A 20,929-nucleotide genomic window follows, 5' to 3' on the forward strand; every position below is an offset into this window, starting at 1 on the left:
GTCTTCAACACCGACTGGGAGGTCTACGACGGCCACCACGTCGTTCACCATCCGCGGCGGATGTCCCCCTACGAGCTGCAGGTGGCGGCCATCAAGGCGACCGAGAAGTTCTACTCCTGGCCTCAGATCATCCGGAGCGCCTTCCGCAAGGACCAGAAGGACAAGTACTACGCGATGATCCGCTTCTGGGGCAAGCGCATGATCCGGGACTGGTGGAAGCAGAACGGGGAGTACGTCGAGCGTCTCAAGCGCGAGCTCTACTCCGAGGCCCAGCGGCTCCGCCCGCAGGGCTGGCGACGCGTGGGGGTGCCCGAGGCATTCATGAAGGACAAGGTCGGCGGCCTCCTCCGGACGTTCCTGGCCGAGCTCGGGGTGGAGGTGGTGCCGGTGCCGGACGACGCGTCGGGGGCGAGCTGGCGGCAGGGCTTCGACGCGCTGGTGATGCCGATGATGCAGCGGGCGGCCAAGGGACGGGAGGACCTGGCCCAGCGGCTCCAGGCTTTCCAGGCCCAGATTCATGCCCACCTCGACAAGCTTCCGCAGATCCCCTTCCCGCTGGGCGACGAGTCGGGGCCGCTCTACGAGCCATTCGCCAAGATCGGGCTCCTCTTCACCTCGAATCTCGAGCGGGTCCGCCTGGCCTACCGGAAGGCGGGGGCCATGGAAGGATTCTGGGAGCCTGTGGAGGCGTAGGTCGGAAGAGCGGCGGGACCGGGTGCCCGCCGCTCGGTCGTTCCGCGGTTCCGCCGCGCGCTACATGGAGCGCGAGGCGAACTCCCCGTTGAGCGGTACCCCTTGCTTGCACAAGGGGCAGTCCTTCGGGTCGTAGGTCGGGAAGTCCCGCCGGACCAGGCTGAACACGGGGACCCGCAGGTCGACCTTCGAGTTCCGCTGCCAGAGGCAGGCGATCCCCACGACGGTCCCGCCCGCTTGCTCGACCAGACGGAAGAGGAGCTTGAGGGTCTCGCCGGTGGTGATCAGGTCCTCGACGATGAGGACCTTCGCGCCCCGGGTGATGAACCGCGCGAACTCGTCCGGGAGCCGGACGCGCCGCTGCGGCCCGGTCACTCCCTTGGTGGCGTAGACGAGCAGCGGGCGGTGGGGCAGGGCGCGGGCGACGCAATGCGCCAGGATCAGGGCCCCCAGGCCCGTCGACAGGACCACGTCCACCGGCCACTCGGCGAAGTGTTTGGCGATGACCGCCCCCAGCCCCTCCGTGAACGAAGGCTCGCTCGTCACCAGGGCCTTGTCGATGAACTCGGGGGCGTGGTGGCCGGAGGGCAACAGAAAGTGGTCGTTGGCGCGGTATGCCCCGGTCCGTCGCAAGATCTCGAGGTGGATCTTCTCGCGGACCTCGGGGTCCACCGGGGCGGCTCGCGAGGCGCCGGGCTCGCTCGCGGGGAGCGCCCGCTTGTCCCGGGGGGGCATCAGCGCACCTCCTGTCCGCGCGGGCTCACCGGCGACTCGGGCCGGCTCCTGGCCCTGAGGAGCGGCGGGCGTGGTCGGGCTTCGCGGACCACCAGCGGCTCGTGGCACGCGGGGCAAACCGGCGCCCCGGCCTTCCAGAGGACTTGGGGCGGCCGCAGATGCTCGTCGCAGCGCTCACAGACAGGGTTGTTACAGAAACGGATGACGTTGTCGGCCAAGCTCGCCATATCCTGGCCCGCGCGTCGCCCCTTGTCAACCTCGGTTCCCGAGCACTTCGGTTCCCGAGCGTCAGCTTCACCGGCCGACCGACGACCTTGACGGTGGGTCCGGTCCCCTCTAGACTCACGCCATTTCCGGACCGTAGGGCCTGACTGCCGGGAGGCACGCGACCCGAAGCGCCAGGACGACACCTCATGCCCAGTGATCCGCCCATCAGCGTCCTCGTGGTGGACGACTCCGACACAGTGCGGCGCCTGGTCCGCCAGGTCCTGCACGGCGCCGGATTCGGGGTGCGGGAGGCCGCGACCGGTTCGGACGCCCTCCGCCTGGCGGCTGATCACCCCGGGCACCCCGACCTGATCATTCTCGATGTGCGGCTGCCCGACATCGACGGATTCGAAGTCTGCCGGCGGCTCAAGGTCGATCCGGCGACCGCCTCGGTTCCTGTGCTGCTGCTCTCCGGGGTCTATCGGGAGGTGGCCGACCGGATCCGGGGGCTCGAGACCGGCGCCGATGGGTATCTGACCAAGCCCTTCGAGTCGGCCGAGCTGGTGGCCACCGTGCGCGCCCTTCTCCGACTGCGGCGAGCCGAAGCGGCGCTCCGGCAGAGCGAGGTCCGCCGGCGCGCCGCCGAGGCAGTGACCGAGGTCGGCAACATCCTCAGTCAGTCGCTCGATCACGAACGGGTGGGGCAGCGCATCGTGGACAGCCTCCGCACGCTGCTCAGGACGCGGGCTTCCGCCCTGTATCGCCTCGAGCCGCACTCCGGAGACCTGGTCTCGATGGCGGCGTCCGGCGAGGTCGGGCCCGCCTTCGGCAACGTCGTGCTGCCCCGAGGAACGGGACTGGCCGGCCTCGCCCTGCGAGAGGGCCAGCCGGTCGCCTCGCCCAACGTCCTGACGGATCCCCGGATCGTGTTGACGCCGGAGGCCCGGGCCGGCCTGGAGCATGCCACCTTCCGAGCGGCCCTGGCCGTCCCGCTGCGGGTCGCCGATCGGCTCATCGGGGCGCTCGCGGTGGGCGACCTGGAAGGGCGGACGTTCGACGCGGAGGACATCCGTCTGGCTCAGGCTTTCGCCGGCCATGCCGGCCTGGCCCTCGAGAATGCCCGCCTCTACCGGGACGTCAAGGATGCCCGTGACTTCCTCCAGTCCATTCTCGAGAACTCCCCGGACGCGATCCTCACGACGGACGTCCACGGCCGGATCACGTACTTCAGTCCCGGGGCCGAGCAGATGTTCGGCTACCGATCCCCGGACGTCCTGGGTCGGGCCGTCGCGGATTTCTATCCCGCGGGCCGCGCGGAGGCGCGAGCCCTCATGGAGCGTCTCCGGGTCGAGGCGCAGATTCGGAACTACGAAACCGCCTTCCGGGCCCAGGATGGCCGGTGGGTCGAGATCAACACGTCGGTCTCCCTCCTGCGGGATGCCGCCGGCACGATCAACGGGACGCTGGGGATCATCAAGGACATGACCGAGCGCAAGCGAGCCGAGGCGGCCCGGGCCGCCAGCGAGACGCTGCTCCGGACCATCATCGACACCGAGCCGGAGTGCGTGACGCTGGTCGCCGCGAACGCGACGTTGCTGGACATGAATCGGGCAGGCCTGGCCATGATCGAGGCCGATTCCCTGGATGAGGTGCTGGGCAAGCCGGTCGATCCGCTGGTCGTCCCCGAGTATCGTTCAGCCTTCCGGGCCCTTCTGGAGCGAGTCTTCCGGGGTGAGTCGGGCGAGCTGGCGTTCCAGATCATCGGCATCAAGGGCACCCGCCGCTGGCTCGAGAGCCACGCGGTCCCGCTGCGGGACCGGGCCGGCGAGATCGCGGCGCTGCTGGCCATCACCCGCGACATCAGCGAGCGCAAGCGCGCCGAGGAGGCGCTGCGCCGCAGCGAGGAGCAGCTTCGCCAATCCCAGAAGATGGAGGCGATCGGCCGACTGGCCGGCGGCGTCGCCCACGACTTCAACAACCTGCTGTCGGTGATCACCGGCCGGACCGGCATCCTGCTCCATCGGATGGCCTCGGACGATCCCGCGCGCCGGCACGTGGAGCTGATCGAGAAGACCGCCGATCGCGCGGCGTCCCTGACCCACCAGCTGCTCGCCTTCAGCCGCAAGCAGGTCCTCCAGCCGACCATCCTCGACCTGAACGCGGTGGTGGCCGGCATGGAGAAGATGCTGCGGCGGCTCATCGGCGAGGACATCCAGCTGGTCACGGTTCCCGGCCCTTCCCTCGGGCGGGTGAGGGCGGACCGGGTCCAGCTCGAGCAGGTGCTGCTCAACCTCGCGGTGAACGCCCGTGACGCCATGCCCGAGGGCGGCCGCCTCATCCTGGAGACGGCCAATGCCGAGCTCGACGAGGTCTTCGTCCGTCACCATCCCGGGGCCCGGACCGGCGCCTACGTCATGCTCGCCGTGAGCGATACTGGCGTCGGGATGGGTGCCGAGACGCAGGCGCACCTCTTCGAGCCCTTCTTCAGCACCAAGGGGCCGGGAAAGGGGACGGGACTCGGCCTGGCGACCGTCTACGGCATCGTCAAGCAGAGCGACGGCTACATCTCGGTCTACAGCGAGCCGAAGCAGGGCACCGCGTTCAAGATCTATCTCCCCCGGGTCGAAGCGGTGGCGGCGGACCTCGGAGCGCCCCGGGAGGTGGCCGGACCGCCCCGAGGCTCGGAGACCCTCCTGCTCGTCGAAGACGAGGACAGCGTCCGCGACGCCGCCCGCGAGATCCTGCAGCTCCTCGGCTACACCGTGCTGGAGGCCCGGCATCCCGGCGAGGCCCTGCTGATCGGCGAGCGCCACCCCGGGCCGATTCAGCTGCTGGTGACCGATGTCGTGATGCCGCAGATGAGCGGGTTCGAGCTAGCCACTCGGCTCGGTAATCTGCGACCCGATATGAAGGTGCTCTACGTCTCCGGCTACCCAGCCAATGCGATCGATCAGCGCGGCGTGTTCGACGTGCGGGGCGCGTTCCTTCCCAAGCCCTTCACCCTCGACGCCCTGGCGCGCAAGGTCCGCGAGAGCCTGGACGGGTGAGAGGAGCGTGACGCCGCTCCCGTTGGCCCGGGGGGCGTCGGCTCCGGCCCGGGACCGCCGGGATCGGGCGCGCTCCGAGCGGCGGCTTCGCCGCCGCCACGACGGGGGGGCATCGGGGGGGTCTTCCGAGACCCCCCCGAAATGACGGGGGGGGCATCGGGGGGTCTTCCGAGACCCCCCCGAAATGACCTAGACTGGCCGCGTGAAGCTGCTCGCCGTGGAGACCTCCACGCTCATGGGGGCGGCCGCCCTCCTCGAGGACGACACCGTGGTGGCAGAGTGTCGCCTGAACATCGCCGTCACTCACTCCGAGCGCCTCCTGGCGGCGGTCGACCACCTGCTCGAGGCCGCCCGCTGGCAGCTCGCGGACGTGGAGGGCCTGGCGGTGGCCATCGGCCCGGGCTCGTTCACCGGGCTCCGGATCGGCGTCAGCACCATGAAGAGCCTGGCCTACGCAACGGGTACGCCGCTCTGCGGCGTCCCGACCCTCGATGCCCTGGCCTGGAGCCTTCCGTTCGCCGCCTACCCGGTGTGCCCGATCCTCGACGCCAAGAAAGGCGAGGTCTACGCGGCGCTTTACCGGACTCGGGAGGGCCGGGTGGAGCGGCTCTGGGACTACCGGGCGCTCGCGCCCGAGGCGCTGGCCGAGGAGCTCGGGCGGGAAGACCTCGGGCCGGTGGTGTTCCTGGGTGACGGCGTGGCGCCGGCCGCCCCGGTCCTGAGCCGCGCCCTGGGTGCGGCCGCCCGCTTCGCCCCTCCCGCGCACCGGCTGCCGTCGGCCGCGACGGTGGCCGAGCTGGGACGGGGCGCGTTGCTCCGCGGCGAGGCCGCCGACCCGGCCACCCTCGTTCCCTTGTATCTCCGGCGCTCGGAAGCCGAGCTCGGCCGGGAGCGGCAGCGTGTCGGACATCCGCATTGAGCCGATGCGGCTCGACGACCTCGACGAGGTCCTCGCGATCGAGCGCGTCTCGTTCCCTCATCCCTGGTCCCGCCGGGCGTTCCACTACGAGCTCCGGGAGAATCGGGTCGCCCGGCTGTGGGTCGCTCGGAGCCCCGAAGGCCCCGGCGCGCCGGTCATCGCCTACCTGTGCCTCTGGTTCGTCGCCCACGAGGTGCACGTGACGAACTTCGCCGTCCATCCCGCCCATCGCCACCGGGGGATCGGCCGCCGACTCATGGGGACGCTGCTCGAGCTCTATCGGCAGCAAGGGGCGGCCCGGGTGGCCCTCGAGGTGCGACCCAGCAACCACGAGGCCCGGCGGCTCTACGAGTCCTTCGGTTTCCGTCAGGTGGGCCTGCGCAAGGGCTACTACTTCGACACCGGCGAGGATGCCCTGCTCATGGAGGCGATCCTGGCTCCCGACGGAACGCCGGGCCGGGAGGAGCCGCCCGCCCGGCGGGCCGCCGGGAACCCTCGGACCGATTGACGCGTTACCGGAACAGTATGCGCGCGGCGCTGATGGGAGTACTCTCCCTTCTGCTCTCCATCTGTGTGCTCCCGGCAGTGGCGCGCGCGCAGGGCGGTGGGGCCGGCGACCCGGTGGCTCGCGGAAAATACGTCTTCGGCGCCGCCGGCGGCTGCGGGTGTCACAGCGAGCCCGACAAGACGCTCAACAGCGGCGGGCGCCGCTACGACGGCCCGTTCGGAACGGTCTACTCTACCAACATCACGCCAGACCCGAAGACGGGCATCGGGAGCTGGACCGACGATCAGATCATCGCCGCGATCCGCCTGGGCCGCCGGCCGGACGGCGAGCGGATCATCCCGGTCCACCCCTACACGGTCTTCAACGGGATGGCCGAGGGGGACCTGCGCGCCCTCGTCGCCTACCTGCGATCGGTGCCGCCGGTGAGCCGCCCGAACCAGTCCAAGCACATCACGGTGCCCTTGTTCGAAAGCGTCTTCCTGCCGGCGTGGCTGGCGGCCTTCGCGCCCCGCGAGGTCCCGCCCCCGGCAGCGCCCACCACCGGCGTGGCCCGCGGCGAGTACTTGGTGCGGGCGGTGAGCCACTGCGGCGAGTGCCACAGCCCGCGGACGATGACCTACGCGACGGACAACTCGCGGTTTCTGGGGGGCAATCCGAAGGGGGCGGACGGCGATCCGGTCCCGAACATCACGCCCGACAAGGATACCGGCCTCGCGTGGAGCGAGGCGGAGATCGCCGAGTACCTGGGGACCGGCCACAAGCCGGATGGTGACGTCGCGGGGGGGTTGATGGGAGAGGTGATCCAGGGCTCGTCGGCCGGCTTCAAGGACCTCAGCAAGGAGGACCGACTGGCCATCGCCCGTTACCTCAAGACTCTTCCCCCCGTCAAGCACAAGGTGATCAGGTAACCCTCGACCCGCTCGGGGCTCGAGTCCCGTCGAGCAAGGAGGTGCGATGAACCGACGCCGGAATTGCGAAGGGCGCGCGCGCGCGGGTGCCCTCCGCCGTCGACATGCTATACTCGGCGCGCCCGGAGCGAGTCGCGCATCCGCTTACGTCCACGGAAGGGGGTCGGCATGAGGCACTTCGTGTTGGTCGGGCTGGTAGCCACCGTTCTGGCAGCGGCGACGGTCACCGAGGCGTACAACGGGGGGCCGGTGCTGCTCATCACCGACCTCGCCTCCTCCTGCGCCGGTTGCCACGCGTCCATGCAGAAGGAACAGCTCCGCAACGCGCCGGAGGCCCTCCAGAACGCCCAGTGGGTGGAGAACAAGCACTACAAGCAGATCGAGGCCGGTGACGGGCCCTACAAGGACATGACGCCGGGCGACCGCGCCCGCCTGCTGACCGACGTCAAGGCGGTCGATGCCGCGGCGGCGGCCGCGTTGACGGGGCCTGCCTCCGCGCGTCCCGGGCAGGAGATCACCGTCACCGCCACCGTGCGGGGTGGCGCCGGGCCGGTAGTGGGCGTCTTCCTGGTCGACACCGACGTCCGGTTCCAGACCCGACCCGTGTCGGCTGACGGCTGGTTCATCGTCGGGGCGCCTAAGGTCACGGGGCCGGACGGACAGCCGCAGACACGCTGGACGGACGGACGCGCCGAGGGGCTTCGGAAGAACCTGAACTCGGCGCTCGTCTTCAATCACAAGTCCGACCTCGAGAAGAAGGCCTTCCCCGAATCCAAGGTGGTGTGGACGCTCCGCGCGCCGCAGGAGCCCGGCACCTACACCCTCTACGTGGCTTTCCACTACGGCACCGAGAAGGCCTCGCCTGTCGGCACCGTCGAGCGGACCGGCACCGTGCTCCCGCGCGGCGGGCCCGGTGGCCCGTCCGGACACATCCTCTTCTCCAAGCCGGTCAGCGTCACCGTCCGGTAGCGCCCCATGCGGGGGGAGGCGGGGGCCTGGACGGCTGGTGCCGCCCTGGTGAGTCTGGGCCTCGGCCTTCCCCTCGTGTTCGGCAGCGCCCTGTACACGAAGGAGCGGGACGACCGCTTCTGCGTCTCGTGCCACCTCCACGAGGAGAAGTTCACCCGCTTCCAGGCGCGACCGACCGCGACCGATCTGGCCTCCGCCCACCACGCGAGCCGGCAGGGCGTCCGCTGCATCGATTGCCACGGCGGGGCCGACCCGGCCATGCGGCTCCGCGTGTGGGCGGTGGCCGGGTTCGACACCGTGAAGTTCCTCGTCGGGCGCTACGGCGAGCCTCGGGGCATGCGACTTCGCCTGCGCGACGCGGAGTGCCGGCAGTGCCATGACCCGATCGTGAAGGTGAGCCTCGAGCAGGAGGAGGCCCAGGAGGGGCGGGGCGACACGTTCCACGCGATCATCGAGCACCGGTCCGTCAAGATCGCCTGCGTGGCCTGTCACACGTCGCACACGTCCGGCCAGAAGCGGCTCGCGTTCATCGAGCGGAAGACCGTGCTCCCGATCTGCCGGAACTGCCACGAGCGCATGGGCGAGGAGGTCGGGGGGTAGGTGACGACGGTCGAAGCGGGAAGCCCGGAAGAGCGCGCCCAGCTCCTCGAGGTGCTCCGGAAGATCCTCCAGTCCATCGGGTCCGTGCGCGACGAGTGGGAGATCTTCGAGACGGCGGTCCGCGAGACCGCCCGGCAGCTCCGTTACGACTGGGTCAGCCTCGTCCTCGAGGACCTGGACGAGCACACCGCGCGCGTCTTCCTCTCCTCGCCGCCGGGCACCGGCGCGCTCCGCGTCGGCGAGGTCGTCGACCGGCGCTCGGGCTTCTGGGAGGCGATGCGGACGGGGCAGCCCTTCGTCCGGGACGGCTTCCAGGGGCCCGAGCCGCTGTGGGAGGACGCGCCGCTCCGGAGCCTGGGCATCACCGCGTACGCGGCGATCCCCCTGCTGATCCGGGGCAAGGTCATCGGGACCTTCAACGTCGGGACCCGCGATCCTGCCGGTCTGACCACCCACATCCCGCTCCTCACGCAGCTCGCCGAATTCCTGGCGAACGCCGTCCTGGCCGCCCGCCTGATCGGCGAGGTGCAGGCGGGGCTCGCGCGACTGCGCGAGAGAGTGGCGAGTCCGCCCCTGCCACCTCTCTAGGTCATTTCGGGGGAGTCTCGGAAGACCCCCTCCCAACCTCTTTGACACGCGCCGCCGGCGGGTGACACAATCAGGCGAGGACGCGGGGTGCGCCCCGGTCCGCGTTTTTTTGTGCGGCGGCGAGGTGCCATGGCGCGAGCGTTCGCGGGGATTCGGATTCTCGACCTCACCCGGCTGCTTCCCGGGGCCTACTGCTCGCTGCTCTTCGCGGACCTGGGGGCCGAGGTCATCAAGGTCGAGGAGCCCGGCCTGGGCGACTACGCGCGGGCGTCGGCTCCCCACTGGGGGCAATCGGGCATCGGCGCCTACTTCCTCCTGCTGAACCGGAACAAGAAGAGCATCGCGCTCAACCTCAAGAGCGACGCCGGCAAGGAGGTCTTCCGGCGTCTCGCGGCCACCGCCGACGTCCTGCTCGAGAGCTTCCGGCCGGGGGTGATGGATCGCCTCGGCCTCGGCTGGGAGGTCCTCTCGGGGCTCAACCCCCGGCTGGTCTACTGCGCCATCTCGGGCTACGGGCAGGATGGCCCGTACCGACACCTCGTGGGGCACGACATCAACTACATGGGATACGCCGGGGCTCTCTCGGTTACCGGCCCTCGCGGCGGCGCGCCCCTGATGCCGGGCGTGCAGGTCGCGGACCTCGGCGGCGGCTCGCTCCTGGCCGCGTTCGGCATCGCCGCCGCCCTCCATCACCGGATGGTGTCCGGCCGTGGTCAGCTCGTCGACGCCTCGATGACCGACGGTGTCGTGTCGTGGCTCGCGCCGTATCTGGGGCCCTACTTCGCCACCGGCAAGCAGCCTGGGCGGGGCGAGGAGCGGCTCAACGGCGGGTGGGTCTGCTACCAGGTCTTCGAGACGGCCGACGGCCGGCACATCACGCTCGGAGCGCTCGAGCCCAAGTTCTGGGCGAATCTTTGCCGCGTGCTGGGGCGGGAGGACCTGGTGGCGCACCAGTACGCGGAGGGGGAGGTCCGCGACCGGGTGGAGGCGGAACTGCGTAGCATCTTCCGGACCCGGAGCCGGGACGAGTGGGTCCGACTGCTCCAGACGACCGATGTCTGTGCCGGGCCCGTGCTCACCCTCGACGAGGTGATTCGGGACCCGCAGCTCGCCCACCGCGGTCTCTTCCAGGAAGTCGAGCACCCGGCCATCGGGCCGCTGCCCCAGGTCGCGTTTCCGGTCAAGCTCTCCGCGACGCCGGGCCGAATCGAGCAGGCGCCTCCCGAGCTCGGCGCCCACACGGACGAGGTGCTCGAGGAGCTCGGCTACGACGCGGAGACGATCCAGGGGTTCCGGCGCGACGGCGTCGTCTAGCAGAATGCTGAAAGACACCGCGCCGGGCTGCTGGTCAGCGCGCCCGTGGCCGAAGCGCTCCGTGCGCGGGCCCCTGCTGTGCGCACCGCGCAGCCGGACCGCCGCGCTCGCGGTGGTCCGCTCCGAGCGGCGGCTTCGCCGCCGCCACCCTTCCTGGGGGAGGTCTCGGAGGGGGCCGTGGAGGCCCCCTCCGATAGAGTAGCAATGGAGCGCGGCCTCGAGCTGGTCGACCGGATGCTGGGCGGCGACCGCCTGGCGCTGGCCCGGCTGATCACCCTCGTGGAGAACCGGTCACCGCTGGTCCCGGAGATCATGCGGCGGATCTACCCCCGCACCGGCCGGGCCTACACGGTCGGCATCACGGGGCCGCCGGGGGCCGGCAAGAGCACGCTGGTCGACGCCCTGACCGCGCTCTTTCGCAAGACCGAGGCTCCGGTCGGCATCGTCGCCGTCGACCCGACCAGTCCCTTCACCGGCGGGGCGGTGCTCGGTGACCGCATCCGCATGCAGTCGCACACCCTCGACCCCGGCGTCTTCATCCGCAGCATGGCCACCCGCGGCAGCCTGGGCGGGCTGGCCCGCGCCACCGCCGACGTCCAGAAGCTCTTCGACGCCTTCGGGATGGGCTTCATCCTGATCGAGACCGTCGGCGTCGGCCAGACCGAGCTCGACATCATCAAGCTGGCTGACACCACGGTCGTGGTGCTGGTCCCCGAGTCGGGCGATGCCATTCAGACGATGAAGGCGGGGCTTCTCGAGGTGGCCGACATCTTCGTCGTGAACAAGGCCGACCGGGACGGCGCCCAGGCGCTGATGACGGAGCTCCGGTACATGGTCCACCTCCACCGCGAGGGCCAGCAGGCCTCCCGCCAGCTGGACTGGGAGGTGCCGATCCTGGGCACCGTGGGGGTGAGCGGCGGCGGCGTGGAGGAGCTGTGGGCCGAGGTGGGCCGGCATCGCGAGGCCCTCACGACCAGCGGGATGCTCGAGCGGCGACGGCAAGCGCGGCGAGCCCGGGAGCTGCGCGACCTCATCGTCGCCGAGCTCCGGCGCGAGGTCGATCGCGCCCTCGCCGATGGCGCGTCGCTCGCGCCGTTGATCGCCGAGGTGGAGGCCGGCCGCCTGGATCCGTACACGGCGATCGCCGAGATCCTCGACCGCTTCCGCCTCGTGCCCAGGGCCCGTCTCTAGGTTTCGGTCGGTTGCGGGACGGTGGGCGGAGGATGAGGCTGGGCAGCCACGTCCTGGTGGGTGTAGTGTTCCTCGGGCTCGTCACCTTCTATACGTGGCCGCTCATGCGGGCCCCTTCCGATCTCCCGGCGCCCCAGGACGACCCCTGCTCGCGGCTCTACATCCTGGTCACCCACGTCATCGCCCGGAACCTCCTGACCCACCCCGGCGATCTCCTGCAAGGGACGGCCTTCTACCCGCTCGGGAACAGCATCACGCTTGCCGAACCGCTCCTCACTCCCGCCCTGCTCGTCGCCTCCCTGGCGGGCCTCACCCACGACGCGGTGCTCGCGTTCAAGGTCGCCTTGGTGCTCTTCTGGGCCGTTTCGGGCTGGGCCATGTACGCGGTCACCTTCTGGCTCACACGCCACCACCCCGCCGCGCTCGTGGGCGCCCTGATCTTCGTGCTTTGCCCGGCCCGCATCCTGTATTACGGGGAGTTCCAGATCGAGATGGCCTTCGGGGTGCCGCTGGCCGTCTACGCCCTGGTTCGGTTTCTGGAGGAGCAGCGCCTGCGCCACCTCGCCACCCTCCTGGTCGTCTTCTGGATGCAGGCGGTGGCGGTCGTCTACTACGGCGTGATCCTCGGCCTCGGATTGGCAGTGGTCGCCGCCCAGTACGTCGCCCTCCGCTGGAGCTGCTGGCGGCTCCGAACCCTCGTGGCGGCCGCTCTCGGAAGTGCCGCGCTGGCCCTCGCGCTGCTGCCGGTCGCCCGGCCGTACTTCGTGACCCGACAGGAGCTGGGGCTCGAGCGGGGTCTCGATGAGGCGTTCGGGCGTTCCGCCGACCTCCTGACCTACGTGAGCACGGACGGAACCTGGCTCGCCCGGCCGGTCCCGATCCGCTACGTGGCCGAGACCCCGCTCTTCGTGGGACTGAGCGCGCTCGGGCTGGCGGTCGTTAGCCTGGCGTGGCTGCGGGGGGACGGGCAGCGTGTCCGAGGGCGGGCGGAACGCTGGCTCGCGGCCGGGGTATGGGTCTGCCTCACCCTCACAATCCTCCTCGCGGTGGCCGGGCGGCCGATCCGCGTCGGGTCGGTGCGCAGCGCCTTCTCGACCGCCGGCGTGGCCCTGCTCGTCCTCGCGCTGGCCCGGCACGGGGCGGAAGGCTGGGAACGCTGGCGGCAGGACATCCGCGATCGGCGCCTGACCGACCGCGACTGGGTCGGTAGCCTGCTGGTTCTCATCGCCTTCGCAGTGCTCCTGTCGCTCGGACCCGAGGCCCGGGTTGCCCACCGCCCCCTCGGCGGCGGACTCTACGCCTGGCTCTATCCCTACCTCCTGCCGCTTCACGCCATTCGGGGCGCGACACGGATCGGGCTCCTGGTGGTTTTCGCGACGGCGTTGCTCGCCGCCTTCGGTCTCAAGTGGCTGAGCGCGCGGCTCCCGGCGTGGGGGCGTCGGGCCGCCGCCGTCGCCGCCACGCTCCTGATGCTCCTCGAGTTCGGGACGGTGCGTCTCCCCTACGCCGCCGTCGCGACGCGGCCGCGGGCTGTCGACGCGGCGATCCGGGCCGATCCGGACGACGTCGCGGTCCTCGAGTGGCCTGCCAACGTCCCCGGGCCCGACGCGGACGCCATGTTCCGGTCGGTCGATCACGGCAAGCGCGTCGTGAATGGCTATGCCGGGTTCCCGATCGATCTGCTCGAGGAGCTCTCGGGCCTCCTGACGACGCCGGGCACCCCGTTCCCGGTTCCGGAGGCGCAGGCGGCTCTGCGGCGGATCTACCCGGTGCGGTACCTCGTGGTCCGACTCGCCGACCCCGGGCTCCTGAACGAGTGGCGTCCGGTCTGGCTGGCCCTCCGCCAGACGGCGCCGCCCCTCTTGCGGTTCCGCGGGACGTTCGGGAACGAGGACCTGTACGAGATCGTCCCGCTTCCGGAGCGCGGAGTGCGGGTCGAGCGGTGGGTGTCGTACGGGTTCGTGCGCGACCACCCGGTGCTGGACATCTCCCTCCGGCCTCTCAGGACCGACCGCGCGCTCGAGCAGTGGGTCGATATCGACCTGAACCGGCGCCGGGTCGGACGCGTCCCGCTCGACGGCGTGGCTCGAGCGACCGTGACTCTCGCCCGGCCGTTCTTCGAGGCCGCTCCCAACGTCATCGGGCTGAAATATCGCTACCGGCGCCCGCCGGCCATCCGGGACGCCCGCTACCGGATCGGGGGAACAGGCGTCGTGAGTCCCGGAGACCTGCGCGTTGTGAGTGCCGGCCAGCCCCAGGGCAGCTCCAGCTCGATCCAGCTCGACGGCGTCGAGCTGGCGCCTGACCACCGCGGGTACAACCTGGTCGCGCTGAGTCCACGCGGGGAGCTCGTGGCGGCCGACGTCTTCGATACGTTCCTCAGCGCGGAGGCCGCCCACCGGCTGGCGGCGTGGATCCGTGCCCTGCCGACAGGGACGATCGTGGCGGGGGCGGTCCGGGACGAGGGGTCCGGCCAGCTCACCGCCGACGCGGTGGGCGCTCTCCGCACGCTCGGCGTCGCCGGCGATCTCCGCGGGCACTTCCGGGAGGCGCAGGCGTTCGTGGGCGTCACGGGAGCTCCGCCCGGCTCGGCCCTCGAGGCCCTCGGGCCCCGCGTGATCGAGCTGGTGGTCGGACACCCCGAGATGGTCGCCGGGCAGACCGGGGCCTCCGTCGGGTTCGAGCTGACGGCGTTCGCGCTCCATCGGGGCTGACGCGGCGACCGGGGGTCGGGTGCCGGACATCCTTGATCCCCGCGTAGTTGCCGTGGTCTAATTGCGAGGGTTCCTGCGCGATGCCGCCCTACGAGACCCCTTTCCGCAACACCTTCTGGAACGTCCCCGACTGGGCCCAGTTCCTTCTGTACGTCCTGTCGGTGGTGGCGATCGGCGCGTTCGCCCTCGGGCTCTGGCAGCGGGTGGCGCTGTGGCGGGAAGGCAAGCCGGAGAACCGGTTCGACCGCGCCCCCGAGCGCCTCCGGATGCTCTGGCGTCACGGCCTCGTTCAGGCGAGGACGCTCAGCCAGCGCTATCCCGGGGTCATGCACGCCCTGATGTTCTGGGGTTTCGGCGTGCTGTTCCTGGGGACGGTCCTCGCCACCATCGACTACGACATCACGCTCCCGCTCGGATTCAAGCTCCTCAAGGGACGCTTCTATCTCCTCTACGAGCTAAGCCTCGACCTCTTCGGGCTGTTCTTCGTCGTCGGCCTCGGCCTCGCCCTCTTCCGCCGGTTCGGCCGGCGCCCCAAGCAGCTCGACCCGACGCCCCACTTTGCGTTCATCCTGGCGCTCCTGCTCGCCATCAACGTCACCGGCTTCGTCATCGAGGCCTGCCGCCTCGCCGTCACCCAGCCCTGGTGGGGACCGTGGTCGCCGGTCGGCTGGGCCCTGGGGCGGGTCTTCCTGGCCGCCGGCCTGACCGAGCCCGCACTGCGCGGACTCCATCTCGGGACATGGATCTTCCACTTCGCCATCTCGTTCGCGTTCATCGCCCTGATCCCGTATTCCTACTTCATCCACCTCATCACGACGCCGCTGAACATCTTCTTCGCGAAGCTCCGGCCCCAGGGGGCGCTCCAGCCCATCCCGAACATCGAGGAGGCCGAGTCGCTCGGGGTCTCCCGGCTCGAGGAGTTCTCCTGGAAGCGGCGGCTCGACTTCGACGCCTGCACCATGTGCGGGCGCTGCCAGGCGGCCTGTCCCGCCTACCTGGCGGGGACGCCGCTGAATCCCAAGCAGATCATCCTCAAGCTCCGCGGGCTCATGCACGCGCCGAACGGGCGCGCGATTCACGGCGACACCATCACGGCCGGCGAGCTCTGGGCCTGCACGACCTGTAACGCCTGCGTCGAGGCCTGCCCGGCGTTCATCGACATCCTCGACACGATCGTCGACCTCCGGCGGTACCTCTCGCTGTCGGAGGGCGCCCTGCCGTCGACCGCCGGCGCGAGCCTTCAGAACATGCAGCGGGCCGGGAACCCCTGGGGCCTGGCGGCCGCCGACCGGCTCGCGTGGGCGGACGGACTGGACGTGCCCCGGCTCCGGGAGGGTGAAGAGGTCGAGTACCTCTACTGGGTCGGCTGCTCCGCGTCCTACGACCGGCGGAACCAGAGCATCGCGCGCGCGGTCGTGACGATCCTCAAGGCGGCCGGCGTCTCGTTCGCGGTGATGCCGGAGGAGAAGTGCAACGGCGACGCCGCCCGGCGGCTCGGGGAGGAATACACCTACCAGACGCTCGCCACCGAGAATGTCGAGAACCTCAAGCGCTATCGGTTCCGGCGGGTCATCACCGCCTGCCCGCACTGCTTCAACACCATCGGAAACGAGTACAAGCAGTTCGGGGGTGACTTCGAGGTGCGGCACCACTCGGTGGTGATCGCGGAGCTGATCCGCGAGGGGCGCCTCACTCTGACGCGGCCGCGCGAGGAGCTCCTGACCTACCACGACTCGTGCTACCTGGGGCGGTTCAACGGGATCTTCGAGGCCCCTCGCGAGAGCCTCCAGGCGATTCCGGGCATCAGGCTCGTCGAGATGGCTCGGAGCCGGAACAAGGGACTCTGCTGTGGCGGGGGCGGCGGGCACATGTGGATGGAGGTGCGCGGCGAGAGGCGGATCAACGAGATCCGGGTCGAGGAAGTCCTGACCACGCGGGCCACGACGGTCGGGACCGCCTGCCCGTTCTGCATGGCGATGGTGGACCTCGGGCGGAAGGTGAAGGGCGTGGAGGACACGCTCCAGGTGAAGGACATCGCCGAGCTCGTCGCGGAGGCCTTGCCGTGAGGCGCCCGGGGCGAGCGCTCGCGATCGCGCTGATCGCGCTCGCGGCCGGCGCGACGGGGGCGGCGGGCCAGGGCCGGTTCTTCAGCACCGAGGGCGCCAAGGCCCTCGACATGGCCAAGGCGGCCGACGAGGGTGCCGCCGCCGCCCAGGAGCAGGGCGGGAGCTTCCTGAAGCAGCTCCAGGCCCTCAAGGCCCATGATCGCGACGCCGAGGCCCTGAAGGCGCTCCTCGATGAGGCAGGCACGGCCCACGAGGCCCTCGCCGCCTACCGCCGGCAGACCCAGCTGAGCGCCGACGAAACCTATCAGCTCGTCACGGCGCTGGCCCGCCTGTCGGCCACCAATCCCTCCGGCGGCGGGCCCGACCCTATCCGGCGGGGGGTGCTCGAGCAGCGCGCCCTGCTGGCCGCTCACGAGGCCGCCGTCATGTCCGCCCGCGCCCGCGCCGAGAGCGAGCGGCTCCGCGCCCTCCATGCCGAAGCGCGCCTCCTCGCCGCGGGGAGGGGCGCGGCCGGCCCCGGGACGCCGCCGGCGGAGTCGGCGCCGGCCGGCTCCGGCCGCGAGGTCCTGGTGCCGAACGTCGTGGGAGCGCGGCTCGACGCCGCCTCGCGCGACCTCCAGGCGGTCGGCCTCCGGCTCGGCACGACCACCGGTCCGCGCGACGGCTACGTCGTGAAGCAGGCTCCGGCCGCCGGGGCCAGAGTGTCGCGCCAGGCCGCCGTCAACGTCACGCTCTCGGCGACGGCGGCCGGGGTGACCGTCATCACGCCGCGCTGACGCCGCGCGGAGACTCGCGGTTCCATGCGCTTCCGCGCGGTGCGCGAACTGCTGCTGCTCCTCCCGCAGCTCGCCGGGCTCATCGCGCGGCTCACCGGGGACCCGCGCGTGCCGACCCGGGTGAAGGCGATCCTCGGTGTCACCGCGGTGTATCTCGCCAGCCCGATCGACGTTATTCCCGATTTCATTCCCGGTCTCGGATACCTCGACGACGTGATCATCGCCTCCGTCGTCGTCGATGGGCTCGTGAACTACGTCGACCGGCAGATCATCCTCGAGCACTGGCCCGGCGACCCGGCCAGCCTCGAGCGGATGAGCCAGATCGCGGCCCGCATCGCCGGCTGGGTCCCGCGGCGATGGAAGGCGCGGGTGTTCGGCCCGCCTCCCGCGAGCCAGTCGGCATGACCGGGGGGTTCCTCGAGGCGGTCGAGGCGCGGCTCGCGCTCCCCCTCGTCGAGGGTCCGGACAAGGTCCTGCCGCTCGACGAGGCGATCCGCCGTCACGCGCGGCCCGAGATGACCCTGCATCTGTCGACGGCCCACGCGCGCCCGCAGGCGGCGGTGTACGAGCTGATGCGGCAGTTCTGGGGGCGCGACCCGCGGTTCACCGTGGTGGCGGTCGGCCTCACCGGCGCCTGGGTCGCCCTCGTCCACGGAGGGCTGACCCGGCGCGTCGTCACCTCGTTCTGTGGCGAGTCGTACCCCAGTCCGGCGCCGAGCCCGCTCCTGGACGCGGCCTGGCGGCGGGGGGCGGTCGAGATCCAGAACTGGTCGATCCTGAGCCTGCCGCTCCGGCTGCTGGCCGGCGCGATGGGGCTCCCGTACCTGCCCACCCGGTCGCTGCTCGGCTCCACCATGGAGGAGGCGAACGCGGGCGACGTGGTCGCGGCGGACGACCCCTTCGGCGGGGGCGGGCGCGTCGCCCTGGTGCGGGCCCTGGTGCCGGATCTCTCGCTCGTCCACGGCCTCGCCGCCGACCGGGCGGGCAACACGCTGCTGCCGGCGCCGGCCGGGGAAGGGGTCTACGGCGCCCTGGCCGCGCGCGAGGGAGCGGTGGTGACGGTCGAGCGTATCGTGCCCACCGAGGTGATCCGGCGCCATGCCCACCTGGTTCGGCTCCCCGGCACCCATGTCCGCGCGGTGGCCGAAGCGCCGCTCGGCGGGCATCCGGGGGGAATGCTGAGCCCGCTGGCGGCCACCGCCGGTGTCGCGGGATACGCCGAGGACTACGAGTTCGCGCGCGTCCAGCGGGAGGCGTTCGCCGAGCCCCGGACCGCCGAGGCGTGGCTCACCGAGTGGGTGTTCGGGTGTCCCAGCCCCGCCGAGTACGCGCGCCGACTGGGGCCGGCGCGCGTCGCCGCGCTCCGGGCCGCCGCCGATCCCGAGGCCTGGCGCGCGGAGCTCGCCGGGCTGGCCCCGACGATCCCGACCATGCCCGCCGCCAGTGAAGGGGAGATGCTCGCGGTGACGGCCGCCCGGCGCATCGCGGCGCGCGTCCGCGCGGCCGGGCTCACGACGCTCCTGGCCGGGATCGGCGTCTCGAACCTCGCCGCCTGGCTTGCCGCGTACGCGCTCAAGGCCGACGGCGTGCCGGTCGAGCTCATGGCCGAGATCGGGATGTTCGGCTACCTCCCGCGAGCCGCCGACCCCTTCATCTTCTCCACCCGCAACTTCCCGGCCGCGAAGTCGCTGAGCGACATCCTCACCGTGATGGGACAGCTCATGGGCGGCCGCTGGAACCGGTCCCTCGGCGTCCTGGGGGCCGGGCAGGTCGACCGGGCCGGCAACATCAACTCCACGCTCATCCCGGGCCGGCGTTACCTCACCGGCTCCGGCGGCGCCAACGACGTGTGCTCGGCCGCGGCCGAGGTCCTGGTCGCGGTGGCCCAGGACCGGAACCGGTTCGTGGAGAAGGTTCCCTACGTCACCGGCCCGGGGCGTGCGGTCCGCACGGTCGTCTCCCAGCTCGGCATCTTCGAGAAGGAGGACGCCCACGGCGAGCTCATCCTCACCGGCTACCTCCCGGCCGCGGGACCACACGCGGAGGCCGCGGTCTCGGCGATCCGCGCCGCCTGCGGATGGGAGGTGCGGGTCGCGCCGGGGCTCCGGGTGGAGGCGCCGGCGACGATCGAGGAGCTCTGGCTGCTGCGTGCCTTCGATCCCCGTCGGCAGTTCCTCGGGGCGCGGCCCGACGCGTGAGGTCGAAAGACATGGCCAGGAGTCACGCATGATCGGCATCCGTGGATTTGGCGTGCACCTTCCGCGCTACCGGCTGTCCGGCAAGACGCTCGAGGCTGCGTGGGGCGCCGGCGGCGGGGGCGAGCGCGCGGTGGCGAATCACGACGAGGACAGCCTGACGATGGCCGTGGAGGCGGGTCTCGCCGCGCTCGGAGAGCGGGATGGGCAGGGGCTGGGCGGCGTCATGCTGGCCACCACCACCCCGCCCTACGCGGAGAAGTCGTCGGCGGCGATCCTGGCGGCGGTCGCGGACACCGGCCGGGACGTGTGGGTGGCGGATCTCGGCGGGAGCCTGCGGGCCGGCACCACCGCGCTCCGGCTCGCGCTGGACGCGGTGCGGGCGGGCACCACGCCCGAGGTGCTGGTGGCGGCCGCCGACATCCGCACCGCCGCGCCCGGGGGCGACCTCGAGCCATTCCTGGGCGACGGCGCGGCGGCCGTCGTCGTGGGGGACGGCGACGACCTCGTGGCGCACTTTCTGGGCGCCTACTCGCTCACCCACGAATTCTCGGACGTCTGGCGGAAGGCCGACGCCCGCTTCCCCGAGCAGGGTGACCCGACGTTCGTCCGCGCCTACGGGTACGAGAAGCTCATCCCGGAGGCCGTCGAGGGGCTCCTGGCCCGGCTCGGCCGGAAGCGCGAGGACGTGGCGAAGGTCGCCTGCTACGCCCCGGACGCGCGGCTGGCGCCGGGGATCCTCCGAAGCCTCAAGTTCCCCGACGAGGCGCTCTTGCGGCTCCCGCTGCTGGCGGTGATCGGGAACACCGGCACCGCATCGCCCCTCCTGGCTCTCGCCGCGGCGCTCGAGGAGGCGAAGCCCGGTGAGCGGATCCTGGTCGTGGGATACGGCTCGGGCGCCGACGCGCTGCTCTTCGAGGCGACCGAGCGGATCGAGCAGTGGGACCGTCGCCGGGGGGTGACGGCCCAGCTCCGGGCCGGCCGTCCCCTGGTCCACTATGGAAAATTCCTCCAGTTCCGGCGACTGGTCGAGACCGAGACGATCCGGGCCTTCACGAGCCTCCCCGTCATGCAGCGCGAGGAGCGGCAGGACCTGCGGCTCTATGGCCAGAAGTGCGCGGCCTGCGGGGCGGTCCAGTACCCGCGCCGCCACCTGTGCTGGCAGTGCTCGGGCAAGGAGCTCGGGGAGCATCGGCTGTCGCGCCGCGGCCGCGTCTTCACGTTCACCCGGGACCACCTGGTGCCGTCCCCCGACCCGCCGACGGTCATGGTGGCGGCCGACCTCGAGGGCGGCGGCCGGTTCTACACCCAGATGACGGACTGCGACCCGGCCGCCGTGACGTTCGACACGCCGGTCGAGCTGACCTTCCGCCGCTTCCACGAGGGCGGCGAGCTGGTCAACTACTTCTGGAAGTTTCGCCCTCTGCTAGGCGGCTGATCTGGCTGGCGTTTTCGCACCGGAGTAGTTACACCCCGGGGAGGCTAAATAACTCGGCGAT

The 20,929-nt window shown here is 71.4% G+C and carries 17 protein-coding genes; 16 read left to right on the forward strand and 1 reads right to left on the reverse strand.

The features are described from left to right. The coding region (locus VGW35_24410; GenBank protein HEV8310815.1) for a hypothetical protein at window positions 1–693 on the forward strand (693 nt) is incomplete at its 5' end. Between the two features lie 60 nt (window positions 694–753). Here VGW35_24410 and VGW35_24415 read toward each other — a convergent pair. Continuing rightward, a complete protein-coding gene (locus tag VGW35_24415) occupies window positions 754–1,428 on the reverse strand; it encodes a phosphoribosyltransferase family protein (GenBank protein ID HEV8310816.1) in 675 nt (224 codons plus the stop codon). Between the two features lie 413 nt (window positions 1,429–1,841). Here VGW35_24415 and VGW35_24420 point away from each other — a divergent pair, with 413 nt between their 5' ends. From VGW35_24420 to VGW35_24490, 15 genes are all read left to right on the forward strand, one after another. Continuing rightward, window positions 1,842–4,682 (forward strand): PAS domain S-box protein, encoded by a 2,841-nt coding sequence (locus VGW35_24420; GenBank protein HEV8310817.1) that lies wholly within the window; start codon window positions 1,842–1,844, stop codon window positions 4,680–4,682. A gap of 202 nt (window positions 4,683–4,884) precedes the next feature. Continuing rightward, window positions 4,885–5,601, forward strand: a complete 717-nt coding sequence (tsaB, locus tag VGW35_24425; GenBank protein HEV8310818.1) for a tRNA (adenosine(37)-N6)-threonylcarbamoyltransferase complex dimerization subunit type 1 TsaB — start codon at window positions 4,885–4,887, stop codon at window positions 5,599–5,601. Next, on the forward strand, window positions 5,582–6,109 hold the full coding sequence (gene rimI / locus VGW35_24430) for a ribosomal protein S18-alanine N-acetyltransferase (protein HEV8310819.1): 528 nt from the start codon (window positions 5,582–5,584) through the stop codon (window positions 6,107–6,109). Before tsaB ends, rimI begins: the two co-directional genes overlap by 20 nt. A gap of 32 nt (window positions 6,110–6,141) precedes the next feature. Next, on the forward strand, window positions 6,142–7,017 hold the full coding sequence (locus VGW35_24435) for a cytochrome c (GenBank protein ID HEV8310820.1): 876 nt from the start codon (window positions 6,142–6,144) through the stop codon (window positions 7,015–7,017). 168 nt (window positions 7,018–7,185) lie between these two features. After that, window positions 7,186–7,986, forward strand: coding sequence for a hypothetical protein (locus VGW35_24440; GenBank protein HEV8310821.1), 801 nt, complete (start codon window positions 7,186–7,188; stop codon window positions 7,984–7,986). A 6-nt stretch (window positions 7,987–7,992) separates the two neighbouring features. Continuing rightward, on the forward strand, window positions 7,993–8,586 hold the full coding sequence (locus VGW35_24445; GenBank protein HEV8310822.1) for a cytochrome c3 family protein: 594 nt from the start codon (window positions 7,993–7,995) through the stop codon (window positions 8,584–8,586). After that, window positions 8,587–9,174 (forward strand): GAF domain-containing protein, encoded by a 588-nt coding sequence (locus VGW35_24450; protein HEV8310823.1) that lies wholly within the window; start codon window positions 8,587–8,589, stop codon window positions 9,172–9,174. A gap of 129 nt (window positions 9,175–9,303) precedes the next feature. After that, window positions 9,304–10,488, forward strand: coding sequence for a CaiB/BaiF CoA-transferase family protein (locus VGW35_24455; protein HEV8310824.1), 1,185 nt, complete (start codon window positions 9,304–9,306; stop codon window positions 10,486–10,488). Window positions 10,489–10,692: 204 nt separating this feature from the next. Beyond that, window positions 10,693–11,679, forward strand: coding sequence for a methylmalonyl Co-A mutase-associated GTPase MeaB (meaB, locus tag VGW35_24460; GenBank protein ID HEV8310825.1), 987 nt, complete (start codon window positions 10,693–10,695; stop codon window positions 11,677–11,679). Window positions 11,680–11,711: 32 nt separating this feature from the next. After that, window positions 11,712–14,393 (forward strand): interleukin-like EMT inducer domain-containing protein, encoded by a 2,682-nt coding sequence (locus tag VGW35_24465; protein HEV8310826.1) that lies wholly within the window; start codon window positions 11,712–11,714, stop codon window positions 14,391–14,393. An 80-nt stretch (window positions 14,394–14,473) separates the two neighbouring features. Continuing rightward, on the forward strand, window positions 14,474–16,459 hold the full coding sequence (locus VGW35_24470; protein ID HEV8310827.1) for a heterodisulfide reductase-related iron-sulfur binding cluster: 1,986 nt from the start codon (window positions 14,474–14,476) through the stop codon (window positions 16,457–16,459). Further along, the gene (locus VGW35_24475) at window positions 16,456–17,235 is read left to right on the forward strand and encodes a PASTA domain-containing protein (protein ID HEV8310828.1); all 780 of its coding nucleotides are present in this window, start codon (window positions 16,456–16,458) and stop codon (window positions 17,233–17,235) included. Before VGW35_24470 ends, VGW35_24475 begins: the two co-directional genes overlap by 4 nt. Before the next feature lie 24 nt (window positions 17,236–17,259). Continuing rightward, the gene (locus VGW35_24480) at window positions 17,260–17,640 is read left to right on the forward strand and encodes a DUF1232 domain-containing protein (protein ID HEV8310829.1); all 381 of its coding nucleotides are present in this window, start codon (window positions 17,260–17,262) and stop codon (window positions 17,638–17,640) included. After that, entirely contained in the window at window positions 17,637–19,433 is a 1,797-nt protein-coding gene (locus VGW35_24485; protein HEV8310830.1) for a CoA-transferase, read from the forward strand. Before VGW35_24480 ends, VGW35_24485 begins: the two co-directional genes overlap by 4 nt. A 28-nt stretch (window positions 19,434–19,461) precedes the next feature. Then, a complete protein-coding gene (locus tag VGW35_24490) occupies window positions 19,462–20,868 on the forward strand; it encodes an OB-fold domain-containing protein (GenBank protein HEV8310831.1) in 1,407 nt (468 codons plus the stop codon). The last annotated feature ends 61 nt before the right edge of the window (window positions 20,869–20,929 follow it).

This window comes from Candidatus Methylomirabilota bacterium (assembly GCA_036005065.1).
In the GTDB taxonomy this organism is placed as follows: Bacteria; Methylomirabilota; Methylomirabilia; order Rokubacteriales; family DASRDR01; genus DASYQW01.

Coding starts and splice junctions, on each gene's coding strand:
- VGW35_24415 (HEV8310816.1), bottom strand. CDS start 1,428: ATGCCCCCCCGGGACAAGCGGGCGCTCCCCGCGAGCGAGCCCGGCGCC.
- VGW35_24420 (HEV8310817.1), top strand. CDS start 1,842: ATGCCCAGTGATCCGCCCATCAGCGTCCTCGTGGTGGACGACTCCGAC.
- VGW35_24435 (HEV8310820.1), top strand. CDS start 6,142: ATGGGAGTACTCTCCCTTCTGCTCTCCATCTGTGTGCTCCCGGCAGTG.
- VGW35_24440 (HEV8310821.1), top strand. CDS start 7,186: ATGAGGCACTTCGTGTTGGTCGGGCTGGTAGCCACCGTTCTGGCAGCG.
- VGW35_24445 (HEV8310822.1), top strand. CDS start 7,993: ATGCGGGGGGAGGCGGGGGCCTGGACGGCTGGTGCCGCCCTGGTGAGT.
- VGW35_24455 (HEV8310824.1), top strand. CDS start 9,304: ATGGCGCGAGCGTTCGCGGGGATTCGGATTCTCGACCTCACCCGGCTG.
- meaB (HEV8310825.1), top strand. CDS start 10,693: ATGGAGCGCGGCCTCGAGCTGGTCGACCGGATGCTGGGCGGCGACCGC.
- VGW35_24465 (HEV8310826.1), top strand. CDS start 11,712: ATGAGGCTGGGCAGCCACGTCCTGGTGGGTGTAGTGTTCCTCGGGCTC.
- VGW35_24470 (HEV8310827.1), top strand. CDS start 14,474: ATGCCGCCCTACGAGACCCCTTTCCGCAACACCTTCTGGAACGTCCCC.
- VGW35_24480 (HEV8310829.1), top strand. CDS start 17,260: ATGCGCTTCCGCGCGGTGCGCGAACTGCTGCTGCTCCTCCCGCAGCTC.
- VGW35_24485 (HEV8310830.1), top strand. CDS start 17,637: ATGACCGGGGGGTTCCTCGAGGCGGTCGAGGCGCGGCTCGCGCTCCCC.
- VGW35_24490 (HEV8310831.1), top strand. CDS start 19,462: ATGATCGGCATCCGTGGATTTGGCGTGCACCTTCCGCGCTACCGGCTG.